Genomic DNA, 25,865 nt, shown 5'->3' on the forward strand with positions numbered 1-25,865 from the left:
AGCGAAGGATGATGGCTCCTCTTTTCTGATTTGGAGATTCATCTATGTTCAAACCAACACCCAACCCACCGGAAACCGATCCGGCGTCCCCCTACGAATCCCTCGATTCAAAAAAACTCCACGAAGCCGCCGACCGCGCCCTCGATTACTACCTCAATCCGCCCATCCCCAAAGACACCCCGCGCAAACCCAGCACCATTTACCACGTCGGCACAGAGGTCGATAACGAAACCCTGCTGGTCAATGCCTGCGCATCCCTGGCATCGGCAAGCGTGATGCTCAGTGATTTCGCCGGATTGGTGGACGGGCCCTATCGCAACACGATGCTGGGGATTCAACAGGTGGTCATGCTCGGTGAGTTGGCGGTGAACCGGGTGCTGGATAACTTCGACCCACAAAGCTAGCGCAGACTTGTGGTGAGGGGCTTGCCCTACCACAAAAGCTGGTAAAGCAGAAAAGATTGCAGCCTTCGTCAGCTCCCTACACGCCTGTGGGCGCCGCCAAAGACTGCGATCTTTTGATCTGCCAGGAATCGCGGCGCAGATCCGGTGGAATCGGCAGATCGTCCTGGAGCGGATCCGGCCGCTTGCCCTTGCCGGCGCGGTGCTGACGGATCTGGTAGACGTATGCAGATTTGGGGACTGAGATTTGGGGACAGATTTGGACAGATTTGGGGACAGATTTATTTTCCCGAAAAACTGGACAGATTTGCTTACGATACAGCGAGCACAAAATCATTGGCCCTACTAGGCTTTCATCATCACTACAAGGACGTAGGAAGATGTATGCCCAGAATAGGACGCGTTGTACTGCCCAACTACCCTCACCATGTGGTACAGCGAGGCCACAATCGGCAGGTCGTTTTCGCGAATGCAGGTGATTTTGAGTACTACCTCTCAGACCTGCGTGAGCTAAAAGAGGCCTTTGGTGTACGCGTTTATGCCTACTGTTTGATGACCAACCATGTCCATCTTTTGCTTGCGCCTGGTGACACTGCGTCCAGCCTTGGACAAATGATGAAGGCCCTTGCAGCCCGCATGACTCGTTACAGAAACAAGTTAGAAGGACGTTCGGGCACATTATGGGAAAGCCGTTACAAGTCCAGCCTGGTTCAATCTGACACCTACCTGCTCGCGTGCAGCCGATACATCGAATTGAATCCGGTGAGAGCTCATATTGTGCCGCGTGCGGAGGATTATCCGTGGTCGAGCTTTCGTCTTCGCCTACTGGAACCCGCAGAAAATAATTGGCTGGACTTCGACCCCTGCTTTAACGCACTAGGACCAACAGAACTCATTCGTCGCATTCGCTATAAAGAATTTGTAGATCAGATCGCTTCGAGTGGAGAACTGGAGCTCATAAGAAATGCCCTCCAACGTGGGCAGTTGACCGGAACCCGTCGTTTTGCAGACGAAATAGAGCACATCACAGGGCTTCGAATAACAGACCGCGGACGAGGCAGGCCCGCAAAAAAATCTGACGTTTTCTAAAAAACCCGCTTTCGTCTTGATCCACAAATAAATCTGTCCCCTTTCAAATATTCAAATAAATCTGTCCCCTTTGTTGTTCAGCGGATCCGGTCGCTTGCCCTTGCCGGCGCGGTACTGGCGAATCTGATAGACGTAAGCCAATACCTGAGCGACCGCCAGATAGAGCCCGCCGGGAATTTCCTGCTCCAGTTCGGTGGAGTAGCCACAGCAATTTCACGAATCGTCAAGGCCAGGAAGTCGCTGCCCTTGGCGACCAACATCGGCGCCCCGCCCTTTTTCCGAGTCGTGTATGAGGGCCACGGCGTAGAGGGTCGGTTTGGCGATGACTACGTCAGCCTCGAGCACGGAAACCACCATCCGAGGGGACCGACCTAGCAGTTCTGCTAGTTCCCACCTCCAACAAAACTACCGATACTCAGGCATCGACACTTTGAAACCCGGGGCACCCCATGTCTTCGCCACAGCAGCTCGTACTCTGCCATTATCGCTACGACCCGCTCGACCGCTTGAGCGACCACACCCTGGCCGCCAGCGCTCCGCTCCAGCGGTTCTACTGCAAGACCCGCTTGGTCACGGAAATCGATGGTGCCATCAGCCGATCCATTGTTCAGCACGGAGATCAGCTACTTGCCCAAAGCGAAACCACCGGCACTGCTCGACAGGCAACGTTACTGGCAACCGATCAGCAGCGCTCCGTGCTGCATGCCGTTGCGAGCAGTGGGCAACAACCGCTCGCCTATACCCCTTACGGCCATCGCCCTGCCGCGGCCAGCTATGGCCTGCTGAATCTGCTCGGGTTCAACGGCGAACGGCCGGATCCGGTGACCGGGCATTATTTGTTGGGAAATGGGTATCGGGCGTTTAATCCGGTGTTGATGCGGTTTAATAGTCCGGATAGTTTGAGTCCGTTTGGGAAGGGCGGATTGAATACGTATGCGTACTGTTTAGGAGACCCAATTAATCTGCATGACCCAAATGGGAACTTCTCATTAAAAGTGATCTTTTCCCGCACGAGAGGTAATGCTAGACCCGCCGCAGTCGTCGCAACCACTAACACTTCGCTTCCCTCACCACCGAGTGCAACATTTAGCGCCCCCGCAACAAGGGACTTGGCTGTATATGCCCCGAAGCGTTCCGCGCCCGGTTATGGTAGACCACGTGCGAATGTGAATACACACCCAAACTCCCAAGCGACAGGAAGACGCCGTTCCCTCCCTACGGCGAGTACAAACGCCATCAACGAAAGTCAATTTGAACCAGTGGGTTATCATGGTTCTTTAACAAAAAACGCAAGCAGCTTACAGAATGGCGTAATACAGCAAGGAAGAGGCGGAAAATATGGTGATGGGTTTTATACCTCCGTAAATCGCGATGCCGCATTAAGTGCCACACCTGACAATGCAGATGCAACAGCATTTGGTGTATGGGTAAAAAATTACAGCGGTATGACACCAGGCCGAGACTACACCACCGGCAATTGGGGAGAGTTAACGGCTGTTGCTTTCAATATGCACACATACCCGTTAATTCGTGTAGATGTAATTAGGGGCAAGTTCAAACCAGTAATGCCTAGGGCTAATGAGGCCCCATTTTGAGTTTAAAGATACTCAGCACACCGAGCGCCACCGAATGGACCACTTTAACGTCTTGCGTGCATTGGCCACCTTGAGATCAGATCATGGCCAATTTAGTTGAATCCATGCAATGGCAGTATCGCTATTCCTCAAGCAAAAAGAAGCAAAACGGGGATACCCATTAGCCGCTGGATAGACATACGCTAGCACGTGAGCAACATTCAGATAAAGCCTACTAGGGATTTCCTACTTCTGAAAAAAGAAAACTGGAAAGGTTGCCGCTTCAAGATCAAAGATCGCAGCCTTCGGCAGCTCCTACACAGGTATTGCGTACACCCTGGAGCTGCCGAAGGCTGCGATCTTTTGCTTTGGATTTATCAGGAATCGCGGCGCAGATCCGGCGGAATCGGCAAATCATCCTTGAGCGGATCCGGCCGCTTCCCTTTACCTGCTCGGTGCAGCCGAATCTGATAGACGTAAGCCAATACCTGCGCCACAGCGAGATACAACCCACCCGGAATTTCCTGTTCCAGTTCAGTGGAGTAATAAATCGACCGCGCCAGCGCCGGCGACTCGAGCAATAGCACTTCATTGGCCACCGCAATCTCACGAATCTTCAAGGCCAGAAAGTCGCTGCCCTTGGCGACCAGCATCGGCGCCCCGCCCTTTTCCGGATCGTACTTGAGGGCCACGGCGTAGTGAGTCGGGTTGGTGATGACCACGTCGGCCTCGGGGATCGCGGCCATCATCCGCCGCTGGGACATCTCGCGTTGCAACTGACGAATGCGCTGCTTGACCTCTGGCTTACCTTCCTGATCCTTGTGTTCGTCGCGCACTTCCTGCTTGGTCATCTTCAGTTTTTTCAGGCTTTCCCAAATCTGTACCGGCACATCCACTGCGGCGATGATGATCAACCCGCAAGCCATCCACAGCGTGCTCCAGCCAACCAATTGCAGGCTATGAATAATCGCCATGTCCAATGGCTCATGGGCGATGCGCAGCAGATCGTCGATGTCCGACGACAAGACCGCCAATGCCACGAACAACACGATGAAAAACTTCGCCAAGGCCTTGAGCAATTCCACCAGCGCCTTGGCCGAGAACATCCGTTTCAGCCCCGCGCCGGGGTTCATGCGACTGAATTTCGGCGCCATGGAGCCCGCCGCGAACAGCCAGCCGCCGAGGGAGATCGGGCCAATCAACGCAGCCAACAGCAAAGTGATCATCACCGGTTGAATCGCCAATAGGGCAATCTGTCCCGAGTGCAGCAAGAAGGTGCCCATGCTGCGCTGATCCAGAATCACTTCCCGCGACAGCGTGAAGTTCATCCTCATCAGCTCCATCATGTCCTGCGCCAATGCACCACCGAAAATCAGCAGCGCACCCGCGCCGGCGAGCATGATCGCCAGAGTGTTGAGCTCCTTGGAGCGCGCAATCTCGCCTTTCTCACGGGAGTCCCTTTTGCGTTTCTCCGTGGGGTCTTCTGTTTTGTCCTGACCGCTTTCGCTCTCAGCCATGACTCAGCGCGCCCGTGCCAGTTCGCGTAACAACTGCAAAGCCTCGGCGGCCAGCGGCTGATACTGATTGAGAATGTCCGCCAGACCAACCCAGACAATGAACAGCCCGAGCACCAGGGTCAGCGGGAAGCCGATCGAGAAGATATTCAGCTGCGGCGCCGCCCGGGTCATCACGCCAAATGCAATGTTGACCACCAGCAACGCGGTGATCGCCGGCAACACCAACAACAGGGCCGCACCGAGCACCCAACCGAGCTTGCCGGCCAACTCCCAAAAATGATTGACCATCAACCCGCCACCGACCGGCAGCGTGGTGAAGCTTTCGGTGAGGACTTCGAACACCACCAGATGGCCGTTCATCGACAGGAACAGCAGGGTCACCAGCATGGTGAAAAACTGCCCGATCACCGCCACCGACACACCGTTCGTAGGGTCGACCATCGACGCGAAGCCCATGCCCATCTGGATCGCGACGATCTGTCCCGCCACCACGAACGCCTGAAAGAACAGCTGCAAGGAGAAGCCGAGGACCGCACCGATGATGATCTGCTCGGCAATCAGCAGCAGCGCATTCAAGTCCAGCGCATTGACGGCGGGCATGGGCGGCAGCCCCGGCGCAATGACCACGGTGATCGCCAGCGCGAAGTACAAACGCACGCGCGTGGGCACCAGCGTCGTACCGAAAATCGGCATGACCATCAGCAACGAGCCGATGCGAAACAGCGGCAACATGAACGTCGCCACCCATGTGCTGATCTGGGTATCGGTCAGCTGCAGCAGCGACATGGTTCAGCCAATGACCTGAGGAATGCTGTGGTACAGCTGGAGGATGTATTCCATGAAAGTCTGCACCAGCCACGGGCCGGCAACGATCAGGGTCACCAGCATCACCAATAGGCGCGGCAGGAAGCTCAGGGTCTGTTCATTGATCTGGGTAGCCGCCTGGAACATCGCCACCAACAACCCCACCAGCAAGCTCGGGATCACCAGCACGGCGACCATCATGGTGGTCAGCCACAGCGCTTCGCGAAAGATGTCTACGGCAACTTCCGGCGTCATGGTGAAACACCGCCGAAGCTGCTGGCCAAGGTGCCGATGATCAACGCCCAGCCATCCACCAGCACGAACAACATGATTTTGAATGGCAGGGAAATGATCAGTGGCGAGAGCATCATCATACCCATCGCCATCAACACACTGGCCACGACCAGGTCGATGATCAGGAACGGGATGAAGATCATGAAGCCGATCTGGAACGCGGTTTTCAACTCAGAGGTCACGAACGCCGGCACCAGAATCGTCAACGGCGCCTGATCAGGCGTAGCAATGTCAGTGCGCTTGGACAAGCGCATGAACAGCTCCAGATCGCTGCTGCGAGTCTGGGCCAGCATGAAGTCCTTGATCGGCACTTGCGCCTTGGTCACGGCATCCTGAGCGGTGAGTTTCTCCGCCAGATACGGCTGCAAGGCATCCTGATTCACTCGATCGAACACTGGCGCCATGATGAACATGGTCAGGAACAATGCCATGCCGGTGAGGATCTGGTTCGACGGCGTCTGCTGCAAGCCCAGGGCCTGACGCAGGATCGAGAACACGATGATGATCCGGGTGAAACTGGTCATCAGCATGACGAACGCCGGGATGAAACTCAGCGCGGTCATGATCAGCAGGATTTGCAGGCTGACCGAGTATTCCTGAGCGCCGTTGGCGTTGGTGCCCAGGGTGATCGCCGGGATCGACAACGGATCGGCGGCAAGCGCCAGCGGCGCGGCCAGCATCAGGGCCAGCGTCAAGACGATGCGTAGCGCACCCATTACTTCTTATCCTTCTGATCCTTGCCCAACAACTCCAACAGGCGCTGGGCAAACTCCGGAGTCGCCTTCTCGGTGCTCGGCACTTGTACCGGCTCCTTGAGCACATGCAACGCGGTAATGGTGCCGGGGCTCAGGCCGAGCAGAATCTGTTCGTTGCCGACCTGCACGAGCATCAAACGGTCACGGGGACCTAGCGCGCGGGAACCGATCAGCTCGATCACCTGCCCCTTGCCGGCCGGCCCGGCCTGCTGGACCCGGCGCAGCAGCCAGGCGAGGAAGAAGATCAACCCCAACACCAGCAGCAAGCCGAACACCAATTGCGTCAATTGCCCGGCCACACCGCTGCTGACAGCCGGCGCAGCGGCCGTCGTTACCGGCTCGACCGCCAGCACGCTGAACGGCAAGGCCAGCACTAACCCCAGCACAAAACCCAGAACCCTTTTCACTCAGCGCAGCTTCTTGATGCGTTCGCTTGGGCTGATCACGTCGGTCAGGCGGATGCCGAACTTTTCGTTGACCACCACCACTTCACCGTGGGCGATGAGCGTGCCGTTGACCAGCACGTCCAGCGGCTCGCCGGCCAGACGATCGAGCTCGATCACCGAACCCTGGTTGAGTTGCAGCAGGTTGCGGATGTTGATATCGGTGCTGCCGACTTCCATGGAAATCGACACTGGAATGTCGAGAATCACGTCCAGGTTCGGACCGTCCAGCGTTACCGGATCGTTGTTCTTAGGTACGCTGCCGAACTCTTCCATTGGCAGGCGGTTGGACGACGAACCGCTGGCATCGGCGGCCAGCAAGGCATCGATATCGTCCTGCCCGGCGTCACCGGTTTCTTCCAGGGCCGCAGCCCATTCATCAGCCAGTGCCTGGTCGTCCTGGGCGTTCATATCGTCGTTCATCATTTGTCCTCGGCGGGCACCTGCTCAATCAAGAGCAGTCAATTAAAAGGGGGGGGTGGAGCGCCGGTCAGCGGCGCTCGATCGGCTCGATCACCTGCAACGCGAGGTTGCCTTTGTGCGAGCCCATCTTGACCTTGAAGGCCGGTACGCCGTTGGCGCGCATGATCATTTCTTCCGGCATCTCGACCGGAATAATGTCCCCGGGCTGCATGTGCAGGATGTCGCGCAGGCGCAGCTGGCGGCGGGCAACGGTGGCACCGATCGGTACATCAACGTCCAGCACGTCCTGGCGCAAGGCATTGATCCAGCGCTCGTCCTGATCGTCGAGGTCCGACTGGAAGCCGGCATCGAGCATTTCGCGCACCGGCTCGATCATCGAGTACGGCATGGTGACGTGCAGGTCGCCGCCACCGCCATCGAGCTCGATGTGGAACGTCGACACCACAACGGCTTCGCTCGGGCCGACGATGTTGGCCATGGCCGGGTTCACTTCCGAGTTGATGTACTCGAAGTTCACTTCCATGATCGCCTGCCAGGCTTCCTTCAAATCGATGAAGGCCTGTTCCAGCACCATGCGCACCACACGCAGTTCGGTGGGGGTGAATTCACGCCCTTCGATCTTCGCGTGACGGCCATCGCCGCCGAAGAAGTTGTCCACCAGTTTGAACACCAGTTTGGCGTCGAGGATGAACAGTGCGGTACCGCGCAGCGGTTTGATCTTGACCAGGTTGAGACTGGTCGGCACGTATAGCGAATGCACGTATTCGCCGAACTTCATCACCTGCACGCCACCGACGGCAACGTCCGCCGAGCGGCGCAGCATGTTGAACATGCTGATGCGGGTGTAGCGGGCGAAACGCTCGTTGATCATTTCCAGGGTCGGCATGCGTCCACGGACGATGCGATCCTGGCTGGTCAGGTCGTAGCTTTTGACACTGCCGGGTTCGGCAGCGTTATCGGTCTGTACCAGACCATCGTCGACGCCATGCAACAGCGCATCGATCTCATCCTGGGACAGCAGGTCCTGCACGGCCATGTCGTGTTCCTACTGCAGTACGAAATTAGTGAAAAGCAACTGTTCGATCACCACTTTGCCAAGCTCTTTCTGCGCCACTTCCTGGACGCTGGCCGTGGCCTTCTGACGCAACATCTCCTGGCCGACCGGGGTCGCCAGCGTGGCGAAATCCTGGCCGGAAAACAGCATGACCAGGTTATTGCGGATCACCGGCATGTGGACTTTGAGCGCTTCCAGATCGGCCTGATTGCGGCCCAGCATGGTGATGCTCACCTGCATGTAGCGCTGGCGGCCGTTCTGGTTGTAGTTGGCCACGAAGGCCGGCGCCATGGGCTCGAAGATCGCCGGTTGCTTGCCGACCACAGCGGTTTCAGCCGCGGCGGCAGGCTTGCTCTGGGCGCTATGCATGAAGTACCAGGTCGCCCCCACGGACAAGCCGATCGCCAGCAACAGGGCCACGACGATCACAATGACCAGCTTGATTTTGCCTTTGGTTGCGGGGTCTTTCACTGGTGCTGCGTCGCTCTTAGCCATGCCAATAATCCGTCACTATTCGGGTTTTCACAGTCGCACGGCAAGGCAAGAGCAAGTGTTATGCCAGAAGTGTCGGGGACGAGTTGAGGCAGGGGATCATCAGCCACCATAAAACAAATGTGGGAGCGAGCCTGCTCGCGATGAGGCAGTAACATTCAACATCTCCGTTGATTGCTCCACCGCTATCGCGAGCAGGCTCGCTCCCACACTGGGGGTATTGCGTTTGATCAGGCGTAGTAGTCGACGGCGCTGGAGCCAGTCACGCTGGTGGTGTTCGCGGCTACTTCAGCAACAGTCACAGGGAGTTCTTCATCGACAGAGTCGAGGCGACCGCCATTGGCGCTGGTACGTCCACCCTGCCCCTGTTGAGCCTGTTCCTGACCCTGACCCTGCCAGCCGCGGGATTGATCGGAAACGTTGACGTCGACCTGGCCCATGCCTTGCTGCGCGAACATGTCACGCAGGCGATGCATTTGCCCGTCGAGCGCTTCGCGAACGCTTGGGTGGGCGCTCATGAAGGTCACCTGGGTCTGCTGATCCGGAACCATGTTCACCCGAATATCCAGGCGTCCCAGCTCGGCCGGTTGCAACTGGATATCGGCCGCCTTGAGATTGGCGCTGGACAGGTACATGACCCGGTTGACCACCTCTTCGGTCCAACCGCTCTGATGCATGGCGATTGGCTGGTTCACCGGCAATGCATTGGCTGTCTTCGGCGTTGCTGCCTGGGTCAGTGCCGCCAGACGGTTGGCGAAATCATCGACACGGGTATCGCTGCTGGCGGACTTGAGATCCTTGAGGCCGTCATCGATCAGGCCACTGAAAGCCTTCTCGCCGCCCTGACTGGTGCTGTCCCGATCGGTTTGCACATCAAGCATGCTCGCCATGCCCGCGGCAAAGTTGTGTGCCGAAGTCGGCTCGCCGTCGACTTGAGCCGGAGTTGGCGCAGCTTTTGGCTGGGCCTGGCTGGCGGCCGAAACATGCCCGCCCTGCTCCATGGCCATGCGCACGGCTGGCAGCGCATCGAGAGGATCGGCTTCGGGGTCGAAATCCGGATCGATGGTCGCAACCTTCTGCGCCGCAGCCGCGGTAACGACGGCAGCGACAGGTGCCTCAACGTGTGGTTGTACAGTGGCCACAACTGTTGGGGTTTCCGGCACAGGGGCCGGCACCGCCGGCTGCACCACCAACGCAGGATCGAGGGCCGGATCGACAGGCGCGGCATCGACCACTGGCGTCAACGCCTCGACCGTATCCGGCGTGTCATCGCTGGCCGTCTTGTCGTCAGCCTGCGCCGGTTTATCGGCGGGCAAGGAATTGCCGGTATCGGCAACTGTCGGTTCCGGGGCGGCAGACTTGTCGTTGCTCACGTCTTTTTTGCCGACGCTGTCCGAGTCTTTGTCGCGTGCGGGTTTAGCCGAGCCATCCGCCACGGCCGAGGGCTTGTTCTGGGCTTGATTGGCATAGACCTGAGCGAAGCTGGACGCCTTGTCCCCGGGCTCAGCCGTCTGCGCCGGCGTATTGGCGGAGGCGGCTTGAGTCTTGGCCGCAGCGGCGGCCTGAAGCAGGATATTGGGGGTAACAGGCATAAAACGGTCTCCGCTGCACTGGGATCGTAGGTACAGTTGAGTAAGTTGATTGCAAGGGTCGAGCCAGCTTTTTATGACTCGCCACTAAAAGCGCCGGCCGGTTGCTTTATTCAGCAAGGGAACGCTGGCGCTCCGCTTCGTAGAGAGGCCGGACAATGGCGAATTCGCCGTCAATTTCTCCGACCAGCGCTTCAATGCCTTCCAGGCTTTTTTGCTTGGCCCGCTGCTCCAGCTCATGGCACAGCTCGGCGAGCCGGGTGGCGCCCATATTGCTGCTGCTGCCTTTGAAGCTGTGCGCAGCAGCGCCCAACTGATCGGCATCGTCAACTTGCCGCAGCAGACTCAAACGCTCTTCGGAATCGGCGAGAAAGGTATCGAGCAATTCTGGATACCCGTCTTCCATAACTTCCTGCAACGCGCTCAGCACGTCACGGTCCAGATGTGTGTCAGCCACTTGTTCACTCCTTGATCAAGAATGCCTGGGATTATGCCAGAGCCTCCCAGAAGAACTCCACGTGAGCACTGCGACCATTATCGGTCCAGCGCGCATGATGGCTCAACTGGCGGATCAAACTGACGCCACGTCCCGACAGACGGACATCATCGACAGGACGCTCCATCACCCGCGCCACATCGAAACCCTTGCCACTGTCTTCGACCCGGACCGTCAGGCAACCGCCCTCGCCTTTTGGTGCCACCTGCAAATGCACCCGTACGTAGCCATCTCGCAACTCATCGAGACGCGCATTGCGCTGCTGATAATAACGCGCAAAACCTGAAGCATCTCGTTTCAGACTCGAATCCAGGCCCAGCACGCCATGCTCCAAAGCATTGGAATAAAGCTCTGCCAACACACTGTAGAGTGCGCCACTCTGAGTCCGCAGACCATGCACCTCAAGCAGCAATTGCAACAAGTACGGCAGCGGATTGAAGCGTTTGAGCGTGGCGGCGCGAAACTCGAAACTCACCGACCAGTCCAGCGGGCTGGACTGGCCGCTGTCGGAGTACACCGGCGCTGGCGGACTCAGTTGCGCAGCCTCCAGCAGACTGACCTCGACCATGCTCACGTCATCGCGGGCTTCGCCGCGAAAGTCCCGCAGGGCCTGTTCGATCTCTTCGAACAGCGCATCAGGCTGACGATTGGCTGCAAACACCTGCTCCAATCGCTCTACGCCAAACAATTGTTCATTGGCATCGCAGGTATCGATCACCCCGTCGGACAACAGAAAGACCCGATCCCCGACGGCCATCGGGAATACCTCGGTGCGGTCATCGAAGGTTTGCGGGCTCAGCACCCCGAGCGGCAAGTGCCGTGCCGTCAGAGCGATACGTTCGCCGCTGGCGGTGCTGTGCAAGTAACCGTCCGGCATCCCGCCGTTCCAGACCTCCACCGATCCCCGCTGAAAACTCAGGCACAGCAGGGTCGCACAGCAGAACATGTCCACGGGCAGAATACGTTTGAGTTTGGCGTTCATCTCGCGCAGGGTTTCGGACAGGCCATAACCCTTTGCGGTCATGCCGTAGAAGACTTCGGCCAAGGGCATGGCACCCACAGCAGCCGGCAAACCATGACCGGTGAAATCGCCGAGCAATACGTGCATGTCGCCGGCCGGGGTGAACGCGGCCAACAACAGATCGCCGTTGAACAGCGCATAGGGCGATTGCAGGTAACGGATGTTCGGTGCATTCAGGCAACCGGAGTGGGCGACTTTGTCGAACACGGCTTTGGCCACCCGTTGTTCGTTGAGCAGGTAATCGTGGTGCCTGGCGATCAGGTCGCGCTGCTCCAGCACGGTGGCCTGCAAACGCCGCAAGCGATCCATGGCCTTGATCTTGGCGGCAAGGATCACCTGGTTGTAAGGCTTTGCCAGAAAATCGTCACCCCCCGCCTCCAGACAACGGGCCAGGGCTTCGCTTTCGGTCAGCGACGTCAAAAAGATGATCGGCACCAGCGTTTCGCCGGCCAGCGCCTTGATCTGCTGCGCAGCCTCAAAACCGTCCATCACCGGCATCATGGCGTCCATCAGCACCAGGTGCGGTCGCTGCGAACGGAACGCTTCGACCGCCTCGGCGCCGTTGGCAGCCGTCAGCACTTCATGGCCCTGGCGCCGGACGATAGTCGACAGCAGCATGCGGTCGGCCGCGCTGTCTTCGGCGATCAGAATCGTCAGCGGCTCCAGCGGCTGCATGACGATCAACTGATGTCGAACAGCTTGTCGAAATTGGAGATGGCGAGGATTTTCTTCACATCGGTGCTGCTGTTGACGACGCGAATATCGGAACTGTCGCCACCGGCGTGATCACGCAGCAAAAGCAGCATGCCCAGCGCCGAGCTATCGAGATATGTGGCTTTCTTCAGGTCCACCACAATGGACTCGGGTTTACTGTTGAGTCGCTCGTAGGACTCGCGAAACTCCTGATGCCGACCGAAATCGAATCGCCCCTCGATCGAAATCGTCAGCTTTTTCCCATCCGAAGATACTTCTGTAACGACTGACATTTCACGGCTTCCTTGTCATTGACGAACGTACGTGTAGAAGGTTTAGCACCTGACGAGGGTAGGAGCAAGGCAGGAAATCAGAATCAAAAGATCGCAGCCTTCGGCAGCGCCTGCATTGACCGCATGTAAACCCGATCCCGTAGGTGCTGCCGAAGGCTGCGATCTTTTAAAACCACACTCAATACGGATCCTGACGCGGCAACCGCTGGGACAATTCATCCAGCAGCTTCTGCTCGCGCGTGTCTTCCAGTTGCCGCGCCTCATCCCTGTAGCGCTGAACCAGTTTGCGCAAACCTTCGACCCGGGCAAACGCCTGCTGCCAGGCCTCCCGGGACTTGTTCAGATTGTTTTGGTGCCAGTTCAGGCTCTGACGCTGCTGGTCGATGGCCGTGCCCAATTGCGCGAGAAAGCCCTGATAGCCCAGCAGCCACTGACCCGAAACGCCGCTACTGCCGCGCACGATCCATTGCTCCTGGTATTCGAGGCGGAAGTTTTCCAGGTCGGCGAGTTTGCTTTCCGCCAGACGGACCTGACCCTGGAAGTGCCCCAGGCGCTGGACAGCGGTTTTCTCGGCCTTTTCAGCCATTTCCACCACCGGTGCCAGGCGTGCTGCGCGACTCAGGGCCATGGTCGATTAACCGCCCGGCGCTGGCGCGAAGACCGACGCAAGATGGCCTTCGCTGGCGCCCATGCTGATGTTGTCGTTCAATCCCTGGCGCAGGTACGTCACCATAGCCGGTTGCAGGGCGATGGCGGTGTCGGTTTCACGATCACCGCCAGGCACGTAGGCGCCGACGCTGATCAAATCGCGACTTTGCTGATAACGCGACCAGTACTGCTTGAACATCTGCGCGCGAGTCATGTGTTCGGGGCTGACCACCGACGGCATGACCCGGCTGATGGACGCTTCGATATCGATGGCCGGGTAATGCCCTTCCTCGGCCAGGCGCCGGGACAGCACGATGTGCCCGTCGAGCACGCCCCGCGCCGAGTCGGCGATCGGGTCTTGCTGATCGTCGCCTTCGGACAATACGGTGTAAAACGCAGTGATCGAACCGCCGCCTTTTTCGGCGTTACCGGCTCGCTCCACCAGTTTCGGCAACTTGGCGAACACCGATGGCGGATAGCCCTTGGTCGCTGGCGGTTCGCCGATAGCCAGGGCGATTTCCCGCTGGGCCTGGGCGAAACGGGTCAGGGAATCCATGAGCAACAGGACATTCTTGCCCTTGTCGCGAAAATACTCGGCGATTCGCGTGCAGTACATGGCCGCGCGCAGACGCATCAGCGGCGCATCGTCCGCTGGCGACGCCACCACCACCGAACGCTTGAGCCCTTCTTCACCGAGGATGTGCTCGATGAACTCTTTAACTTCTCGACCCCGTTCACCGATCAGCCCGACCACGATAATGTCGGCCTCGGTGAAGCGGGTCATCATGCCCAGCAGTACACTCTTGCCCACGCCGGTACCAGCGAACAGCCCGAGTCGCTGACCGCGACCGACCGTCAACAAACCGTTGATGCAACGAATGCCAACGTCCAGCGGCTGGCTGATCGGGTCACGCTTGAGCGGGTTGATGGTCGGACCGTCCATCGGCACCCAATCTTCAGCCTTCATCCCGCCCTTGCCATCCAGCGCGCGACCGGCGCCATCCAGCACCCGCCCGAGCATGCTCATGCCCATTGGCAAGCGGCCGGTATCGGCAAGTGGAACCACGCGGGCGCCAGGCGCAATGCCGGCGACACTGCCGACCGGCATCAGAAAAACTTTGCTGCCCGAGAAGCCCATGACCTCGGCTTCGACCTGCACCGGGTGATAGCTGTCATCGTTGATGACCATACAGCGGCTGCCCATGGCGGCGCGCAAACCTTCAGCTTCGAGGGTCAGGCCGACCATGCGCAGCAGCCGACCTTCGAGGATTGGCGCACCGGCAAGTTCCGTGGCTTCGGCATAGCTGCCCAACCGCTTGGCGAAGCTGGTGCGATCAAGGCGCATCGGGGTCGTCCAGTTCCGGCTCGACCGGGGCAACCGCAGGCTTTTCACCGCTCGGCAGTTCCAGGCTCAGGTCCGGCGCGGCCGGGTGCAGTGCCTGATCGTGCAATTGATCGAACAGTTTGGCCATGACCTGGGTCACACGGGTTTCGATGGTGGCGTCGATGCGGCTGTGCTCTGTTTCGACCCGGCAACCGCCCGGCAACAAGGACTCGTCCTCGACGATGCGCCAGGTTTCTTCATGGCGCTCGCGCAGGGCTTTGACCTGTTCGAAATCTTGCGGGTTGATGTACAACCGCACGTTGCCCACGCCCAGTGGCAAGAGTTTGAGCGCCTCACGCATGACATGTTCGATCTGCGTCGAGTCGATGGCCAGTTCGCGCTGAATTACTTGCTTGGTGATGTGCTGCACAAGGTCGACCAGCGACTTTTCGATCTGGGTGTCCTGTTCGGCAATCGGCTCGAACAGGTTGGCCATCAGTTGTTCCAGGCCAGCGATCTTGGCCGTCAGGGCCACTTCGGCTTCCTGACGGACCTTGAGCGTGGTGCTATGGAAACCTTCTTTTTCGCCAACAGCGAAGCCTTCGTTGTAGGCCTCCTGGCGAATGCCTTCGAGCTCTTCGAGGGTCAGTGGCTGGACTTCTTCCAGCGGCACTTCTTCCATTTCCGGCGGTTCGGGCTCGGGCTCCGGCTCGGGTTCCGGCACAAACGGATCGAAACTGGGCAGCGACCAGATGTCGAAACCACCGACGTCCTTGGCACGGATCAGGTCGGTATTGGACTCATCATGTTTGGACGACATAGTGACCTTAGATCATCTCTTCGCCGCCCTTCCCGCCGAGAACGATTTCTCCGGCTTCGGCCATACGGCGGGCAATGGTGAGGATTTCTTTCTGCGCGGTTTCCACGTCGCTGACGCGCACCGGGCCTTTGGCCTCGAGGTCGTCGCGCAACAGTTCGGCCGCCCGTTTGGACATGTTCTTGAAGATCTTTTCCTTGACGCCTTCGTCCGAGCCCTTGAGGGCCAGCACCAGGACGTCCGAGGACACTTCGCGCAACAGCGCCTGAATGCCGCGGTCGTCGACATCGGACAGGTTGTTGAACACAAACATGAGGTCTTCGATCTGACCGGACAGGTCTTCGTCGACTTCGCGGATCGAGTCCATCAGCTGACCTTCGATCGAACTGTCGAGGAAGTTCATGATGTCGGCCGCCCGCTTGATACCACCCAGGGTGGTGCGCGAGGCATTCGAGTTGCCGGAGAACTGCTTCTCGAGAATCTGGTTGAGTTCTTTCAGGGCCGCCGGCTGCACGGTGTTCAGCGAAGACACACGCAGGATGATGTCCAATCGGACCTTGTGGTCGAAGTTACCCAGTACTTCACCGGCCTGATCCGGGTCGAGGTACGCCACTACGATTGCCTGGATCTGCGGGTGCTCGTAACGAATCACGTCGGCGACGGCGCGCGGTTCCATCCACTTCAGGCTGTCGAGGCCACTGGTGTTGCCGCCCAGCAGGATCCGGTCGATCAGGCCGTTGGCCTTGTCTTCGCCCAGAGCCTGGGTGAGCATTTTGCGCACGTAGTCATCGGAGCCGACGCCCAGGCTGGTCTGGTCGCCGACGATGTCGACGAACTCGCTCATGACCTGTTCGACCTGCTCGCGATGCACGTTACCCATCTGGGCCATGGCCACGCCCACACGCTGGACCTCTTTGGGCCCCATGTGGCGCAGCACTTGTGCGGCATCGGTAGAACCCAGGGACAGCAGCAGAATCGCGGCTTTGTCGACCCGGGACAGTTTGGCGGCAACGGCTCGGTTATCACTCATCTGCGTTAATCCACTCTTTCACGACCTGGGCCACGCGACCCGGATCTTCTGCCACCAGACTCTTGATTGCGTTCAACTGTGCGTCATAGCCTTCGCTCGGGCTCGGCAGCAGGATGCTGGTCGGGCCACCGAGGCTGACGCGGTCGTTGGCCAGTTCGCCGTCCAGGCCGCCCATGCCACCGAGTTCGACGTCGCTGCCCAGGCCAGCGAGTTGCTTGTCTTTGCCGCCACCGGTGATGTTGTTGAGCACCGGACGCAGCACACCGAACACCAGCACCAGAATGAACAACACACCCAGCACTTGCTTGACGATGTCCCAGAACCAAGGCTGGGAGTAAAACGGAATTTCGGCGATCACTTCACCGCGCTCGGCAGAGAACGGCATATTGATCACACTGACGCTGTCGCCACGGCTCGCGTCGAAACCGACCGCGTCCTGTACCAGACGGGTGAAGCGCGCCAATTCATCGGCGCTCCACGGCGCACGAGTCGTTTCGCCATTGGCCGCGTTGACCTTGACCTGATCGTCCACCACCACCGACACCGACAGGCGATTCAAACGGCCCTGTTGTTGTTTGGTGTGGCTGATGGAACGGTCGAGTTCGAAGTTCTTGGTGGATTGTTGACGCTTGTCGGCCGGGTACGGCGCCAGCATCGGCTGACCGGTGGCCGGGTCCATGATTTGCTGACCGTTGGCATCGAGTAATGGCTGACCTGGCTGCACCATGCCGGCCGACGCGGTGGCGCCACCGGTGGTTTGCGGCGCCGAGGCTGGCGATGGCGGCTGATTGCTCAGGGCACCCGGCACACCTTGCGGGCCATTGCTGGCGGTACGCTGTTCGTTGACCGACTGCTCACTGCGCAATGCTGGCTGGTCCGGGTTGAACTGCTCGGAAGTCGACTCGACGGCGCTGAAATCCACATCCGCCGAGACTTCGGCTTTATAGCGATCATTGCCCAGCACCGGTTGCAGAATGTTATGCACGCGCTGGGTCAGCATGCTTTCCATGCGACGGCTGTAATCGAATTGCTTGCCGGCCATGGTCAGTTCGGAGTTTTCCGCCTGATCCGACAGCAGGTTGCCCTTCTGGTCGACCACGGTGATCTGCGACTTGCTCAGTTCGGGAACGCTGGTCGCCACCAGATTGATGATGGCGACGACCTGGCCCGGCTCCAGCGAGCGACCGGAATAGAGTTCAACCAGAACAGAAGCGCTTGGCTTGCGCTCGTCACGCACGAACACCGAGCTTTTCGGAATCGCCAGATGCACGCGGGCACCCTTGACGTTGTTCAGGCTGGAAATGGTCCGGGCCAGTTCACCTTCGAGGCCGCGACGGTAGCGAGTCGCTTCCATGAACTGGCTGGTGCCCAGCCCCTGCTCCTTGTCGAGGATCTCGAAACCGATGTTGCCGTCGCTGGGAGTGACACCAGCGGCCGCGAGCTTGAGGCGCGCACGGGACAGGTCATCGGCCTTGACCAGCAAGGCACCGGAGTTCGGTTCAACGGTATAGGGGATATCGGCTGCGGCCAGGGTTTCCATGACCTGCTTGGCGTCCATACCGGCAAGGCTGCCGTACAGAGGACGGTAGTCTGGCTGCTGCGACCACAACACCACGGCAAAACCAATCGCCACGCTCGCAGCCAGGCCGACCAACAGGCCCACCTGACGCAACATGGTCATCTCGGAGAGGTTTTCCAGGAAGGACAACCCGAACAGCGGCGGTTTGCCGTCTATTGGGATGGCCTTGGCCGGAACATTATCGGCGATTGCTTCTGCCATGACTCAATCTCGTCCTTAAACCGGCATCTGCATGATGTCTTGGTAAGCCTGAACCAACTTGTTACGCACTTGAGTCAGCGCCTGAAAAGACACGCTGGCCTTCTGTGAGGAAATCATCACATCCGTCAGGTCGACGCCGCTCTTACCGATTTCGAAGGCACTGGCCAACTGATTGGACGCCTGCTGGGTGTCGTTCACTTTATTGACGGCCTGACCGAGCATGTCGGAAAAGCTGCTGCCACCCAATTCAGGGACTGCGGCAGTCGATTTCGGCGCAGACATCGCATCCATTTGCATGGAGCGCATATCCAGCATCAACCGATTGAATTCAATACCTTGGCTCATGGTTTCTCTCTTTGACGAAGCTACGTCTTTGGCTACCCGCAATTTTTTGACACTCACTCGGCGGGTAGTGAGGTGTTAGCAACAAGGGTGCCAGCTCGGTGGCCACTCCAAACAAAAGCCAATTCCGGGCTTGCTCAACCGTGAACCACCGCAAAACAAATGTGGGAGCGGGCTTGCTCGCGAATACGGTTTTCCATTCAACAGAGATGCTGGCTGGTCTACAGCTTTCGCGAGCAAGCCCGCTCCCACATTTGTTTTGCGGTGTTGCTTGCGTCAACTTTCAGGTGGCGAACAAGTAGCCTTCCACATCCATACCAGCGTCGCGCATCTGCGCCAGCTTGTAGCGCAAGGTGCGCGGGCTGATGCCCAATCGCTCGGCGGCTTCTTTTCGACGGCCGCGCTCGGAGCGCAAGGTGTCGATGATCATCTGGAATTCACGGCGCCGCAGATCATCGCCGAGAGCGCCCGCCGATTCGGCTTCGACTTCCACTGCGCGCACGGGCGTCGACACCAATGCCGGCAACGGCGCACACGCCACAGGCCCGGCCAGGCAGAAATCCTGCGGCTGGATCAAACCGCCCTGCTGCAGAATCAAGGCACGCTGGATCGCGTTATCCAGTTCACGCACGTTGCCCGGCCACGGATAACCGATCAGGCAAGCCTGCGCCTGCGGCGAGAGCTTCGCCGCGGCATGCTTCATTTTATTGACGTGTTTGGCCAGCAGTCGCTCGGCCAGCGGCAGGATGTCGGCGGTGCGCTCGCGCAGCGGACGCCAGGCCAGCGGAAACACTGACAGGCGATAGTAGAGGTCTTCACGAAAACGCCCCGCCGCCACTTCAGCGGCCAGGTCACGGTTGGTGGTGGCAACCACTCGGATGTCCAGCGTGATCGGCTTGCGTGCGCCGACTCGCTCGACTTCGCGCTCCTGCAAGACCCGTAGTAATTTGGCTTGAAGGCCAAGGGGCATTTCGGAGATTTCATCGAGCAGGATCGTCCCGCCATCGGCCTGCTCGAACTTGCCGGCCTGCGCCGCGATGGCGCCGGTGAACGAACCCTTTTCGTGACCGAACAAGGTGGCTTCGAGCATGTTGTCCGGGATCGCTGCACAGTTGATCGCAATGAACGGCTGACTGGCGCGATGGGAGTGCTGATGGATGTAACGCGCCAGCACTTCCTTACCGGTCCCGGACTCACCGGAGATCAATACCGTGGAATCACTGCGCGCCACCCGTGCGGCCAATTCCAGCAATTGCGCACTGGCCGGCTCGAACGCCACAGGCCCCTCACTCTCGGTCGCGCCGAGATTGCCCAGTGCGTGACGCGCCACCAGATCGAGCAAGGCTTTGGGCTCGAACGGCTTGACCAGATAATCCGCTGCACCCTGACGCATGGCGTCGACCGCGCGCTCGACCGCACCATGAGCAGTCATCAGCAACACCGGCAGTTGCGGCTGGCGAGCCCGCAGCAATCCAAGCAGTTGGTGACCGTCCATGCCCGGCATGTTGACGTCACTGAGCACCAGATTAAACGTCTCGACACCGACCGCAGCCAGCGCCTCTTCCGCCGAACCGACCGCCGTGTAATCGTGCCTGGCAAGCAGCAGCGTATCGGCTAATGCCTCCCGTAGCGCGCGGTCATCCTCGACCAGTAAAACCTTGATCGCCATGTCTTTCACTTCGCTCCCTGAGCGCTGCGCTGTTCACCCGAAAAAAGCGGCAAAATCAGCTGCGCACAAGTGCCGCGACCCGGCCGCGAGCGCAACTGTAATTCCCCCTGATGTGCCCAGGCGACTGCCTTGACCACGGTCAGGCCCAGACCGGTGCCGGTGGTTTTAGTGGTGAAAAACGGCTCACCCAAACGCGCCAGGACCTTCGTGTCGATGCCACTGCCGCTGTCGCTGACGCACAAGCGCAGATTTTGGCCGCGGGTATACAGGTGAACCTTCAAACGGACATCACCGGCACTTGCCTGAATGGCGTTCTCGATCAGATTCAGAATGGCCCCGACCAGGGTGTCGCGATTGCACAACAACTCACCGGCATGACTGTCGCACTGCCAGCGAATCGGCAGATCCTGAACATGGGTCAGCGCTGCCGCTTGCAGCGACTGCATCAGCATTTTGGGGGTCACGCGATCGGTCAGCGGCAGCTCGCCGCGAGCGAACACCAGCATGTCGCGAACCTGGTGTTCGAGCTCATGCAGACGCTCTTTCAGGCGCCCGGCAAAACGTTGCTGAGTCTCGACCGGCAACGCCTGCTCAGTCAAATGACTGGCATAGAGCAACGCAGCGGACAACGGCGTGCGAATCTGATGAGCCAACGATGCGACCATACGACCGAGAGACGACAGGCGCTCATGACGAGCCAGTTGACCTTGCAGATGACGGGTTTCAGTCAGGTCGTTGAGCAACACCAATTGACCAGGCTCGGCGTCCAGCGACCGGGTAGCGATCGACAGGCGTCGACCGTCCTTGAGAGAAATTTCGTGACCGTCGTCTTCGCGCGGCGCAAAGCATCGAGCAATCACATGACGCCACAGCTCGCCTTCAAGAGGCAGACCTAGCAGTTCGCTCGCGGCGGGATTGGCTTCGCGCACGATGCCTTGGGCGTCGATGACGATGACGCCGCCAGGCAACAGATCGAGGAGGTTTTGCAGACGGTTGGCCAGACGCTCCTTTTCCGCCAGCTCCTGCATGCGCTGAGCACTGACCACCGCCAGCTCACCCTTGAGCTCGGTGACCCGGGCTTCGAGCATGCTGTAGGAATCGGTCAATTGGCTCGACATCTGGTTGAACAGTGCAAATGCCTGCTCAAGGCCAAGCCGGCTTGCCTGCTCTACGGACGACGGTTGCCCCGAAGCATCTGGGACAGGAGACATCTGGGCGGCTTGGGGCATCGTGCTCTCTCGCGTGGTTGACCGTCAGTTAAACGGAACGTTGCGAGGGATGTAGCAATACCCGTGCCTAAAAAAAAACGCCTATAAATGAAGGAGTTGAAAAACAGGCGTCAATCATCCGCCTGTTCATCACCGTCACGACGACTCATGCCGTACTTGCGCATCTTCTCCACCAGCGTGGTGCGACGAATCCGCAGCCGTTCGGCCGCCCGCGCCACGATGCCATTGGCATCATCCAGCGCCTGCTGAATCAGCCCTTGTTCCAGACCGCCGAGGTAGTCTTTCAGGTCAAGGCCTTCCGGCGGCAGCAGGGCATTGGCGGTGAAGTCCGGGGTATGACCGTTGATGGCCACCCGTTCTTCAAGATCGCTGCGCAGGCTGTCGACCAGTTGCTCGTCTTCGTCATCGACATAGCGGAATTTCTTCGGCAACTCGACCACGCCGATCACCCCGTACGGGTGCATGATCGCCATGCGCTCCACCAGGTTGGCCAGCTCGCGAACGTTGCCCGGCCAGCCGTGACGGCACAGCGACATGATCGCCGCCGAGTTGAAACGGATCGAACCGCGCTTCTCGTGCTCCATGCGCGAGATCAACTCGTTCATCAGCAGCGGGATGTCCTCGACGCGCTCACGCAATGGCGCCATCTCGATCGGGAACACGTTCAAGCGATAGTAGAGATCTTCGCGGAAGGTGCCGATCTCGATCATGCTTTCGAGATTCTTGTGGGTCGCCGCAATGATCCGCACATCGACGCTTTGGGTCTTGTTGCTACCCACGCGCTCGAAGGTGCGCTCCTGCAAGACACGCAGCAGTTTGACCTGCATCGGCAGCGGCATGTCGCCGATTTCGTCGAGGAACAGCGTACCGCCGTTGGCCAGCTCGAAACGCCCGGCGCGACTGGTGATCGCTCCGGTGAAGGCGCCCTTCTCGTGGCCGAACAATTCGCTTTCCAGCAACTCGGCCGGGATCGCCCCGCAGTTGACCGGCACGAACGGCGCGTCACGACGCTTGGAATGGTAGTGCAGGTTACGCGCGACCACTTCCTTGCCGGTCCCGGACTCGCCGAGGATCAGCACGCTGGCGTCGGTGTCGGCGACTTGCTGCATCATCTGACGGACGTGTTGAATCGCCCGGCTGGTGCCGACAAGGCTGCGGAAAAGATTGGGTTCACGGTGACGACCGCGCTCACGGGCCTGGTCATACATCTCGCGATAGACCTGGGCACGGTGCAACGAATCGAGCAATTTGCTGTAGCTGGGTGGCATTTCGAGAGTCGAAAGCACTCGGCGACGCTGGTCTTCCGGCAAGTCAATGGAAGAATTATCGCCCATCAACAAAACTGGAAGGAACTCATCCCAGGTTGAGAGTGTCTTTAACAGGCCCAAAAGTGCACCAGGAGCATTTACCGTCCCGATGAGGACACAGATTACTTCACGACTTGATGACAGAGAGCCGACCGCCTGCTGCCAGTCATGGCTGCCACAGGGTAAATTTTCTTCGCCGAGAAAATTTAAAATCACCGCCAAATCGCGGCGACGGACGCTATCGTCATCAATCAGCAGAATTTTGGTTTCACGCCACATGCAATAGCAACTTCCCTAGTCAACTCAATGCCCAAAATGAGGGGCAAGCTAGACGCTTGCAGACACGTTATGCCTGTAGACGCCTGAAATCTGGAACCAGCCACTAGTTAAGTCAAAAAACCGTGCACAGTCAAATTTATGGCGCACTATGTTTGGATTAACTGGGGTTAACTAACCAAACAGATGGTAAACCTTTGCCGCGCTCTGTGCTTGGTGGATCTGCGACATCTCATCGACTATCGCCTGCCGCTCTCCCGTCGCCGCCTCCAGAAGCTGTTTATACACCCCCAGCAACTCCTCAAGGTTATCGCGCAACGCGGCCTCATCCACCGAAGCTTCACTCAAGACGTCTTCCATGCAGGAACGGCAAGCCAGGTCCAATTCACCAATGGCTTCCCAGTTGCGCTCGGCCAATGCACCGACGAGGGCATCGCGGGTTTGTTCGATTCGCTGCAAGACAAGACTCATGAGTGATCTCCTTAAAACTGGGGAGCAGGTGCGCCAATGGCGTCCCAACCGTCTTTGACCGTACGGAGCAGGTCGGCGACTTCGTCGAGGATTTTCGGATCGGTCTTGAGGTTCGCTTCCGCCAGGCGTTTCATCATGTAAGCGTAGAGACTATCCAGCTCACTGACGGACTCTGCCTGCTTCTCCAGATCCAGACCCTCTCGTAACCCACCGACAATGCCGATGGCCTTGCTGATCAGAACACCCTTGTTGGCGATATCCTTGCGCTCCATGGCACCTTTGGCCTGAGCGATGCGATCCAGAGCACCTTCCATAAGCATTTGCACCAGACGATGAGGACTGGCCTCGGAAGTCTGGGCTTGCGCGCCAATCTTCTGGTACTGCCGAAGGGCTAACATCGGGTTCATGTTTTACCTCATCCAAAGCTCTGTGATTCGTATAATCAGGCTATCGACACGGCGTCAAAAATCTTTAGACCAAACCAAAAAAAGCCCGACAAGCGGAATCGCTGCCGGGCTTTTGGCGTTTATGTGTTACGAGGCGTTTTTCTGCGCGTTCATCGCCTCGAACATCGAGGTGATGTTGCTGGCAGTTGCCTTGAGTTTGCCAACCAGAGAATCCATGTCGTTGTACTTCTTGGTCAGCACAGCAGTCAGCGTCTCGATACGGCGATCCAGGGCTGCCTGCTGGTTGGCCAGATTCGACTTGGCCTTGGCCAGGTTGGTCGAGCGGGTGTCGAGGATACCCTCACTGCCTGTGACCGTGTAAGGGGTGATTGCATCGTTCATGCGCGTCAACAGGCCCTTGGCGGCATCGCCAGTGGCCGTCGGATCACCCAGGAACAACTTCTGAACCTCACCACCGAGCTTTTGGGTATCCATCGCGGTCGTGAACTTGGTGCTATCGAAATCCAGTGCACCGGTCTTCTGATTGGTGGTGATACCCAATTGCGACAGGACAGTAAGCTTGTCACCCGCGCCGGTAGTGACTAACGGCGAACGAATCGATGCCATGATACCGCGCGCCAACGGGTCACCGGTCAGTGCAGCAGCAACGGTCGGCTTGCCATCGTCATCCAGGGAAGGCTTGGTCAGCGCATTAACACTGGTCACTACCTGGTTATAAGCATCAACGAAAGCTTGAATGGATTTTTTCAGGCCATCACTGTTAGGGCCGACCGTCACCGTCGTGGTTGCACCAGCACCGGCGACCAGATTCAGGGTCAAGCCGGAAACGGCCGCGTCAACCTTGTTGCTTTTGCTGGTCAGCGCGAGCCCGTCCACGGTGAAGTTGGCGTCCACCGCGAAATCGCCGATGGCACCCGCCGAAGTAGCTGTCGGTGTTGTACCCATTTGCTGGCCGGCATTGATTTCCAGACCCGCGATACCGCTGAGGGTGATATCGGAGCCGGCACCGGTCGCCGTGGACCCCATCACCAGACGCGAGCCAAACGAGTCGGTCACGATGTTGGCGCTGAAGCCGTTGGCGCCCTGCTGGGTGTTTATCGCATCCCGAACCGACTGCAATGTCGCGCCCGCCGGAATGGTGACAGAACTGGAAACGCCGTTTTGCGTGATATTGAGCGTGCCGCTTGGAATGGCACTGCTGGTACCGCCGGCAAACGCTGCGGTGGCTACTTTGGACGAGGTCGCAAGGTTAGTGACCTTGACCACGTAAGTGCCGTTCACGGCCGTGTTGCTGGCCACAGCGGTCAATACTTTCGCGTCAGCGGAGGTGGCGTTGTAGCCCAGGAATTGCGGAGCCTGCGTATCTTGCAGCTTCTTGATTGCAGCCTGGAAGTTCGCCAGGACACTTTTGAGAGTACCAATACCGGAAATCTGCGCAGTGTTGGTAGTCGTCTGACGGTCGATCTGGTTCTGCTTGGCTGCTTTGTCGGCATTGACCAAGGCTTTGACAATAGCACCGGTATCAAGGCCAGAGCCTAAACCCGTGCCCGGTAGAATTGGACTTGCCATGCATATCTCCCTTCAGTGTGTCGCCGGTCTTTTGACCACTACAACGTCCAAAAGAACA

Annotated in this window: 27 protein-coding genes and 2 pseudogenes; 3 read left to right on the plus strand and 26 right to left on the minus strand. The window is 58.7% G+C overall.

The genetic code is table 11. The annotated features are described in order from the left end of the window. Positions 1-44 precede the first annotated feature (44 nt). The gene (locus BK662_RS27770) at positions 45-404 is read left to right on the plus strand and encodes a DUF6124 family protein (protein ID WP_123360202.1); all 360 of its coding nucleotides are present in this window, start codon (positions 45-47) and stop codon (positions 402-404) included. Between the two features lie 76 nt (positions 405-480). On the opposite strand, the pseudogene BK662_RS35575 reads toward BK662_RS27770, so the two are convergent. Next, a pseudogene (locus BK662_RS35575) lies at positions 481-630 on the minus strand (hypothetical protein); the annotation flags it as partial. A 155-nt stretch (positions 631-785) separates the two neighbouring features. Between BK662_RS35575 and BK662_RS27780 the strand changes: the two are divergent. Then, positions 786-1,490, plus strand: coding sequence for a transposase (locus tag BK662_RS27780; protein ID WP_123360204.1), 705 nt, complete (start codon positions 786-788; stop codon positions 1,488-1,490). A 51-nt stretch (positions 1,491-1,541) separates the two neighbouring features. On the opposite strand, the pseudogene BK662_RS27785 reads toward BK662_RS27780, so the two are convergent. Next, positions 1,542-1,850 (minus strand): annotated as a pseudogene (locus BK662_RS27785) (EscU/YscU/HrcU family type III secretion system export apparatus switch protein); the annotation flags it as partial. Between the two features lie 89 nt (positions 1,851-1,939). Between BK662_RS27785 and BK662_RS27790 the strand changes: the two are divergent. Then, positions 1,940-3,085: an RHS repeat-associated core domain-containing protein gene (locus BK662_RS27790; RefSeq protein ID WP_123360205.1), complete on the plus strand. Its 1,146-nt coding sequence runs from the start codon at positions 1,940-1,942 to the stop codon at positions 3,083-3,085. Positions 3,086-3,441: 356 nt separating this feature from the next. Here the strand turns inward: BK662_RS27790 and flhB are convergent, their stop codons facing one another. The 24 genes from flhB to fliD form a co-directional block, all read right to left on the minus strand. Then, on the minus strand, positions 3,442-4,581 hold the full coding sequence (gene flhB / locus BK662_RS27795) for a flagellar biosynthesis protein FlhB (protein ID WP_123360206.1): 1,140 nt from the start codon (positions 4,579-4,581) through the stop codon (positions 3,442-3,444). A gap of 3 nt (positions 4,582-4,584) precedes the next feature. Next, positions 4,585-5,367, minus strand: a complete 783-nt coding sequence (gene fliR / locus BK662_RS27800) for a flagellar biosynthetic protein FliR (protein ID WP_123360207.1) — start codon at positions 5,365-5,367, stop codon at positions 4,585-4,587. Positions 5,368-5,370: 3 nt separating this feature from the next. Further along, complete coding sequence (gene fliQ, locus BK662_RS27805) at positions 5,371-5,640, minus strand: flagellar biosynthesis protein FliQ (protein WP_007938648.1); 270 nt, start codon at positions 5,638-5,640, stop codon at positions 5,371-5,373. Further along, positions 5,637-6,395 carry a flagellar type III secretion system pore protein FliP gene (fliP, locus tag BK662_RS27810; protein ID WP_123360208.1) on the minus strand — a complete coding sequence of 253 codons (759 nt, stop codon included), beginning with the start codon at positions 6,393-6,395 and terminating at the stop codon, positions 5,637-5,639. Before fliP ends, fliQ begins: the two co-directional genes overlap by 4 nt. Then, a complete protein-coding gene (gene fliO / locus BK662_RS27815) occupies positions 6,395-6,841 on the minus strand; it encodes a flagellar biosynthetic protein FliO (RefSeq protein WP_123360209.1) in 447 nt (148 codons plus the stop codon). Before fliO ends, fliP begins: the two co-directional genes overlap by 1 nt. Beyond that, positions 6,842-7,300: a flagellar motor switch protein FliN gene (fliN, locus tag BK662_RS27820; RefSeq protein WP_123360726.1), complete on the minus strand. Its 459-nt coding sequence runs from the start codon at positions 7,298-7,300 to the stop codon at positions 6,842-6,844. 67 nt (positions 7,301-7,367) lie between these two features. After that, positions 7,368-8,336, minus strand: a complete 969-nt coding sequence (gene fliM, locus BK662_RS27825) for a flagellar motor switch protein FliM (protein ID WP_123360210.1) — start codon at positions 8,334-8,336, stop codon at positions 7,368-7,370. Positions 8,337-8,345: 9 nt separating this feature from the next. Further along, a complete protein-coding gene (fliL, locus tag BK662_RS27830) occupies positions 8,346-8,849 on the minus strand; it encodes a flagellar basal body-associated protein FliL (RefSeq protein ID WP_123360211.1) in 504 nt (167 codons plus the stop codon). Positions 8,850-9,076: 227 nt separating this feature from the next. Then, positions 9,077-10,438 carry a flagellar hook-length control protein FliK gene (locus tag BK662_RS27835; RefSeq protein WP_123360212.1) on the minus strand — a complete coding sequence of 454 codons (1,362 nt, stop codon included), beginning with the start codon at positions 10,436-10,438 and terminating at the stop codon, positions 9,077-9,079. 106 nt (positions 10,439-10,544) lie between these two features. Beyond that, positions 10,545-10,892 (minus strand): Hpt domain-containing protein, encoded by a 348-nt coding sequence (locus BK662_RS27840; protein WP_123360213.1) that lies wholly within the window; start codon positions 10,890-10,892, stop codon positions 10,545-10,547. 31 nt (positions 10,893-10,923) lie between these two features. Further along, positions 10,924-12,627 carry an ATP-binding SpoIIE family protein phosphatase gene (locus BK662_RS27845; protein ID WP_123360214.1) on the minus strand — a complete coding sequence of 568 codons (1,704 nt, stop codon included), beginning with the start codon at positions 12,625-12,627 and terminating at the stop codon, positions 10,924-10,926. A 5-nt stretch (positions 12,628-12,632) separates the two neighbouring features. Next, positions 12,633-12,938: an STAS domain-containing protein gene (locus BK662_RS27850; protein ID WP_123360215.1), complete on the minus strand. Its 306-nt coding sequence runs from the start codon at positions 12,936-12,938 to the stop codon at positions 12,633-12,635. A 178-nt stretch (positions 12,939-13,116) separates the two neighbouring features. After that, positions 13,117-13,566, minus strand: a complete 450-nt coding sequence (fliJ, locus tag BK662_RS27855) for a flagellar export protein FliJ (RefSeq protein ID WP_123360216.1) — start codon at positions 13,564-13,566, stop codon at positions 13,117-13,119. A gap of 6 nt (positions 13,567-13,572) precedes the next feature. Then, positions 13,573-14,931 carry a flagellar protein export ATPase FliI gene (gene fliI / locus BK662_RS27860; protein WP_123360217.1) on the minus strand — a complete coding sequence of 453 codons (1,359 nt, stop codon included), beginning with the start codon at positions 14,929-14,931 and terminating at the stop codon, positions 13,573-13,575. Next, the gene (gene fliH, locus BK662_RS27865; protein WP_123360218.1) at positions 14,921-15,730 is read right to left on the minus strand and encodes a flagellar assembly protein FliH; all 810 of its coding nucleotides are present in this window, start codon (positions 15,728-15,730) and stop codon (positions 14,921-14,923) included. Before fliH ends, fliI begins: the two co-directional genes overlap by 11 nt. 7 nt (positions 15,731-15,737) lie before the next feature. Continuing rightward, on the minus strand, positions 15,738-16,757 hold the full coding sequence (gene fliG / locus BK662_RS27870) for a flagellar motor switch protein FliG (protein ID WP_008006649.1): 1,020 nt from the start codon (positions 16,755-16,757) through the stop codon (positions 15,738-15,740). After that, positions 16,750-18,537 carry a flagellar basal-body MS-ring/collar protein FliF gene (gene fliF / locus BK662_RS27875; RefSeq protein ID WP_123360219.1) on the minus strand — a complete coding sequence of 596 codons (1,788 nt, stop codon included), beginning with the start codon at positions 18,535-18,537 and terminating at the stop codon, positions 16,750-16,752. The genes fliG and fliF overlap by 8 nt, the downstream gene beginning before the upstream one ends. Positions 18,538-18,552: 15 nt before the next feature. After that, on the minus strand, positions 18,553-18,882 hold the full coding sequence (gene fliE / locus BK662_RS27880) for a flagellar hook-basal body complex protein FliE (protein ID WP_008072611.1): 330 nt from the start codon (positions 18,880-18,882) through the stop codon (positions 18,553-18,555). Between the two features lie 280 nt (positions 18,883-19,162). Further along, on the minus strand, positions 19,163-20,548 hold the full coding sequence (locus BK662_RS27890; protein ID WP_123360727.1) for a sigma-54-dependent transcriptional regulator: 1,386 nt from the start codon (positions 20,546-20,548) through the stop codon (positions 19,163-19,165). Between the two features lie 5 nt (positions 20,549-20,553). Continuing rightward, a complete protein-coding gene (locus BK662_RS27895; RefSeq protein ID WP_185047195.1) occupies positions 20,554-21,759 on the minus strand; it encodes a sensor histidine kinase in 1,206 nt (401 codons plus the stop codon). A gap of 128 nt (positions 21,760-21,887) precedes the next feature. After that, the gene (locus BK662_RS27900) at positions 21,888-23,363 is read right to left on the minus strand and encodes a sigma-54 dependent transcriptional regulator (protein WP_007894189.1); all 1,476 of its coding nucleotides are present in this window, start codon (positions 23,361-23,363) and stop codon (positions 21,888-21,890) included. A gap of 171 nt (positions 23,364-23,534) precedes the next feature. Next, positions 23,535-23,831, minus strand: a complete 297-nt coding sequence (fliT, locus tag BK662_RS27905) for a flagellar protein FliT (protein WP_008006639.1) — start codon at positions 23,829-23,831, stop codon at positions 23,535-23,537. A gap of 11 nt (positions 23,832-23,842) precedes the next feature. Beyond that, on the minus strand, positions 23,843-24,238 hold the full coding sequence (fliS, locus tag BK662_RS27910) for a flagellar export chaperone FliS (protein WP_123360222.1): 396 nt from the start codon (positions 24,236-24,238) through the stop codon (positions 23,843-23,845). 126 nt (positions 24,239-24,364) lie between these two features. After that, positions 24,365-25,807 carry a flagellar filament capping protein FliD gene (fliD, locus tag BK662_RS27915; RefSeq protein ID WP_123360223.1) on the minus strand — a complete coding sequence of 481 codons (1,443 nt, stop codon included), beginning with the start codon at positions 25,805-25,807 and terminating at the stop codon, positions 24,365-24,367. Between the last annotated feature and the right edge of the window lie 58 nt (positions 25,808-25,865).

The sequence above is a fragment of the Pseudomonas frederiksbergensis genome (assembly GCF_003732275.1).
GTDB classification, from domain to species: Bacteria; Pseudomonadota; Gammaproteobacteria; order Pseudomonadales; family Pseudomonadaceae; genus Aquipseudomonas; species Aquipseudomonas frederiksbergensis_H.

What these genes read in the sequence shown, in the direction of transcription:
- BK662_RS27895 (WP_185047195.1), bottom strand. Translation starts at nt 21,759, where the DNA reads ATGTCTCCTGTCCCAGATGCTTCGGGGCAACCGTCGTCCGTAGAGCAG.
- fliP (WP_123360208.1), bottom strand. Translation starts at nt 6,395, where the DNA reads ATGGGTGCGCTACGCATCGTCTTGACGCTGGCCCTGATGCTGGCCGCG.
- BK662_RS27770 (WP_123360202.1), top strand. Translation starts at nt 45, where the DNA reads ATGTTCAAACCAACACCCAACCCACCGGAAACCGATCCGGCGTCCCCC.
- fliL (WP_123360211.1), bottom strand. Translation starts at nt 8,849, where the DNA reads ATGGCTAAGAGCGACGCAGCACCAGTGAAAGACCCCGCAACCAAAGGC.
- fliN (WP_123360726.1), bottom strand. Translation starts at nt 7,300, where the DNA reads ATGAACGACGATATGAACGCCCAGGACGACCAGGCACTGGCTGATGAA.
- flhB (WP_123360206.1), bottom strand. Translation starts at nt 4,581, where the DNA reads ATGGCTGAGAGCGAAAGCGGTCAGGACAAAACAGAAGACCCCACGGAG.
- BK662_RS27780 (WP_123360204.1), top strand. Translation starts at nt 786, where the DNA reads ATGCCCAGAATAGGACGCGTTGTACTGCCCAACTACCCTCACCATGTG.
- BK662_RS27900 (WP_007894189.1), bottom strand. Translation starts at nt 23,363, where the DNA reads ATGTGGCGTGAAACCAAAATTCTGCTGATTGATGACGATAGCGTCCGT.
- fliM (WP_123360210.1), bottom strand. Translation starts at nt 8,336, where the DNA reads ATGGCCGTGCAGGACCTGCTGTCCCAGGATGAGATCGATGCGCTGTTG.
- fliH (WP_123360218.1), bottom strand. Translation starts at nt 15,730, where the DNA reads ATGTCGTCCAAACATGATGAGTCCAATACCGACCTGATCCGTGCCAAG.
- fliR (WP_123360207.1), bottom strand. Translation starts at nt 5,367, where the DNA reads ATGTCGCTGCTGCAGCTGACCGATACCCAGATCAGCACATGGGTGGCG.
- BK662_RS27835 (WP_123360212.1), bottom strand. Translation starts at nt 10,438, where the DNA reads ATGCCTGTTACCCCCAATATCCTGCTTCAGGCCGCCGCTGCGGCCAAG.
- BK662_RS27790 (WP_123360205.1), top strand. Translation starts at nt 1,940, where the DNA reads ATGTCTTCGCCACAGCAGCTCGTACTCTGCCATTATCGCTACGACCCG.
- fliE (WP_008072611.1), bottom strand. Translation starts at nt 18,882, where the DNA reads ATGAGCCAAGGTATTGAATTCAATCGGTTGATGCTGGATATGCGCTCC.
- fliG (WP_008006649.1), bottom strand. Translation starts at nt 16,757, where the DNA reads ATGAGTGATAACCGAGCCGTTGCCGCCAAACTGTCCCGGGTCGACAAA.
- fliJ (WP_123360216.1), bottom strand. Translation starts at nt 13,566, where the DNA reads ATGGCCCTGAGTCGCGCAGCACGCCTGGCACCGGTGGTGGAAATGGCT.
- fliS (WP_123360222.1), bottom strand. Translation starts at nt 24,238, where the DNA reads ATGAACCCGATGTTAGCCCTTCGGCAGTACCAGAAGATTGGCGCGCAA.
- fliI (WP_123360217.1), bottom strand. Translation starts at nt 14,931, where the DNA reads ATGCGCCTTGATCGCACCAGCTTCGCCAAGCGGTTGGGCAGCTATGCC.
- fliQ (WP_007938648.1), bottom strand. Translation starts at nt 5,640, where the DNA reads ATGACGCCGGAAGTTGCCGTAGACATCTTTCGCGAAGCGCTGTGGCTG.
- BK662_RS27850 (WP_123360215.1), bottom strand. Translation starts at nt 12,938, where the DNA reads ATGTCAGTCGTTACAGAAGTATCTTCGGATGGGAAAAAGCTGACGATT.
- fliF (WP_123360219.1), bottom strand. Translation starts at nt 18,537, where the DNA reads ATGGCAGAAGCAATCGCCGATAATGTTCCGGCCAAGGCCATCCCAATA.
- BK662_RS27890 (WP_123360727.1), bottom strand. Translation starts at nt 20,548, where the DNA reads ATGGCGATCAAGGTTTTACTGGTCGAGGATGACCGCGCGCTACGGGAG.
- BK662_RS27845 (WP_123360214.1), bottom strand. Translation starts at nt 12,627, where the DNA reads ATGCAGCCGCTGGAGCCGCTGACGATTCTGATCGCCGAAGACAGCGCG.
- fliD (WP_123360223.1), bottom strand. Translation starts at nt 25,807, where the DNA reads ATGGCAAGTCCAATTCTACCGGGCACGGGTTTAGGCTCTGGCCTTGAT.
- fliT (WP_008006639.1), bottom strand. Translation starts at nt 23,831, where the DNA reads ATGAGTCTTGTCTTGCAGCGAATCGAACAAACCCGCGATGCCCTCGTC.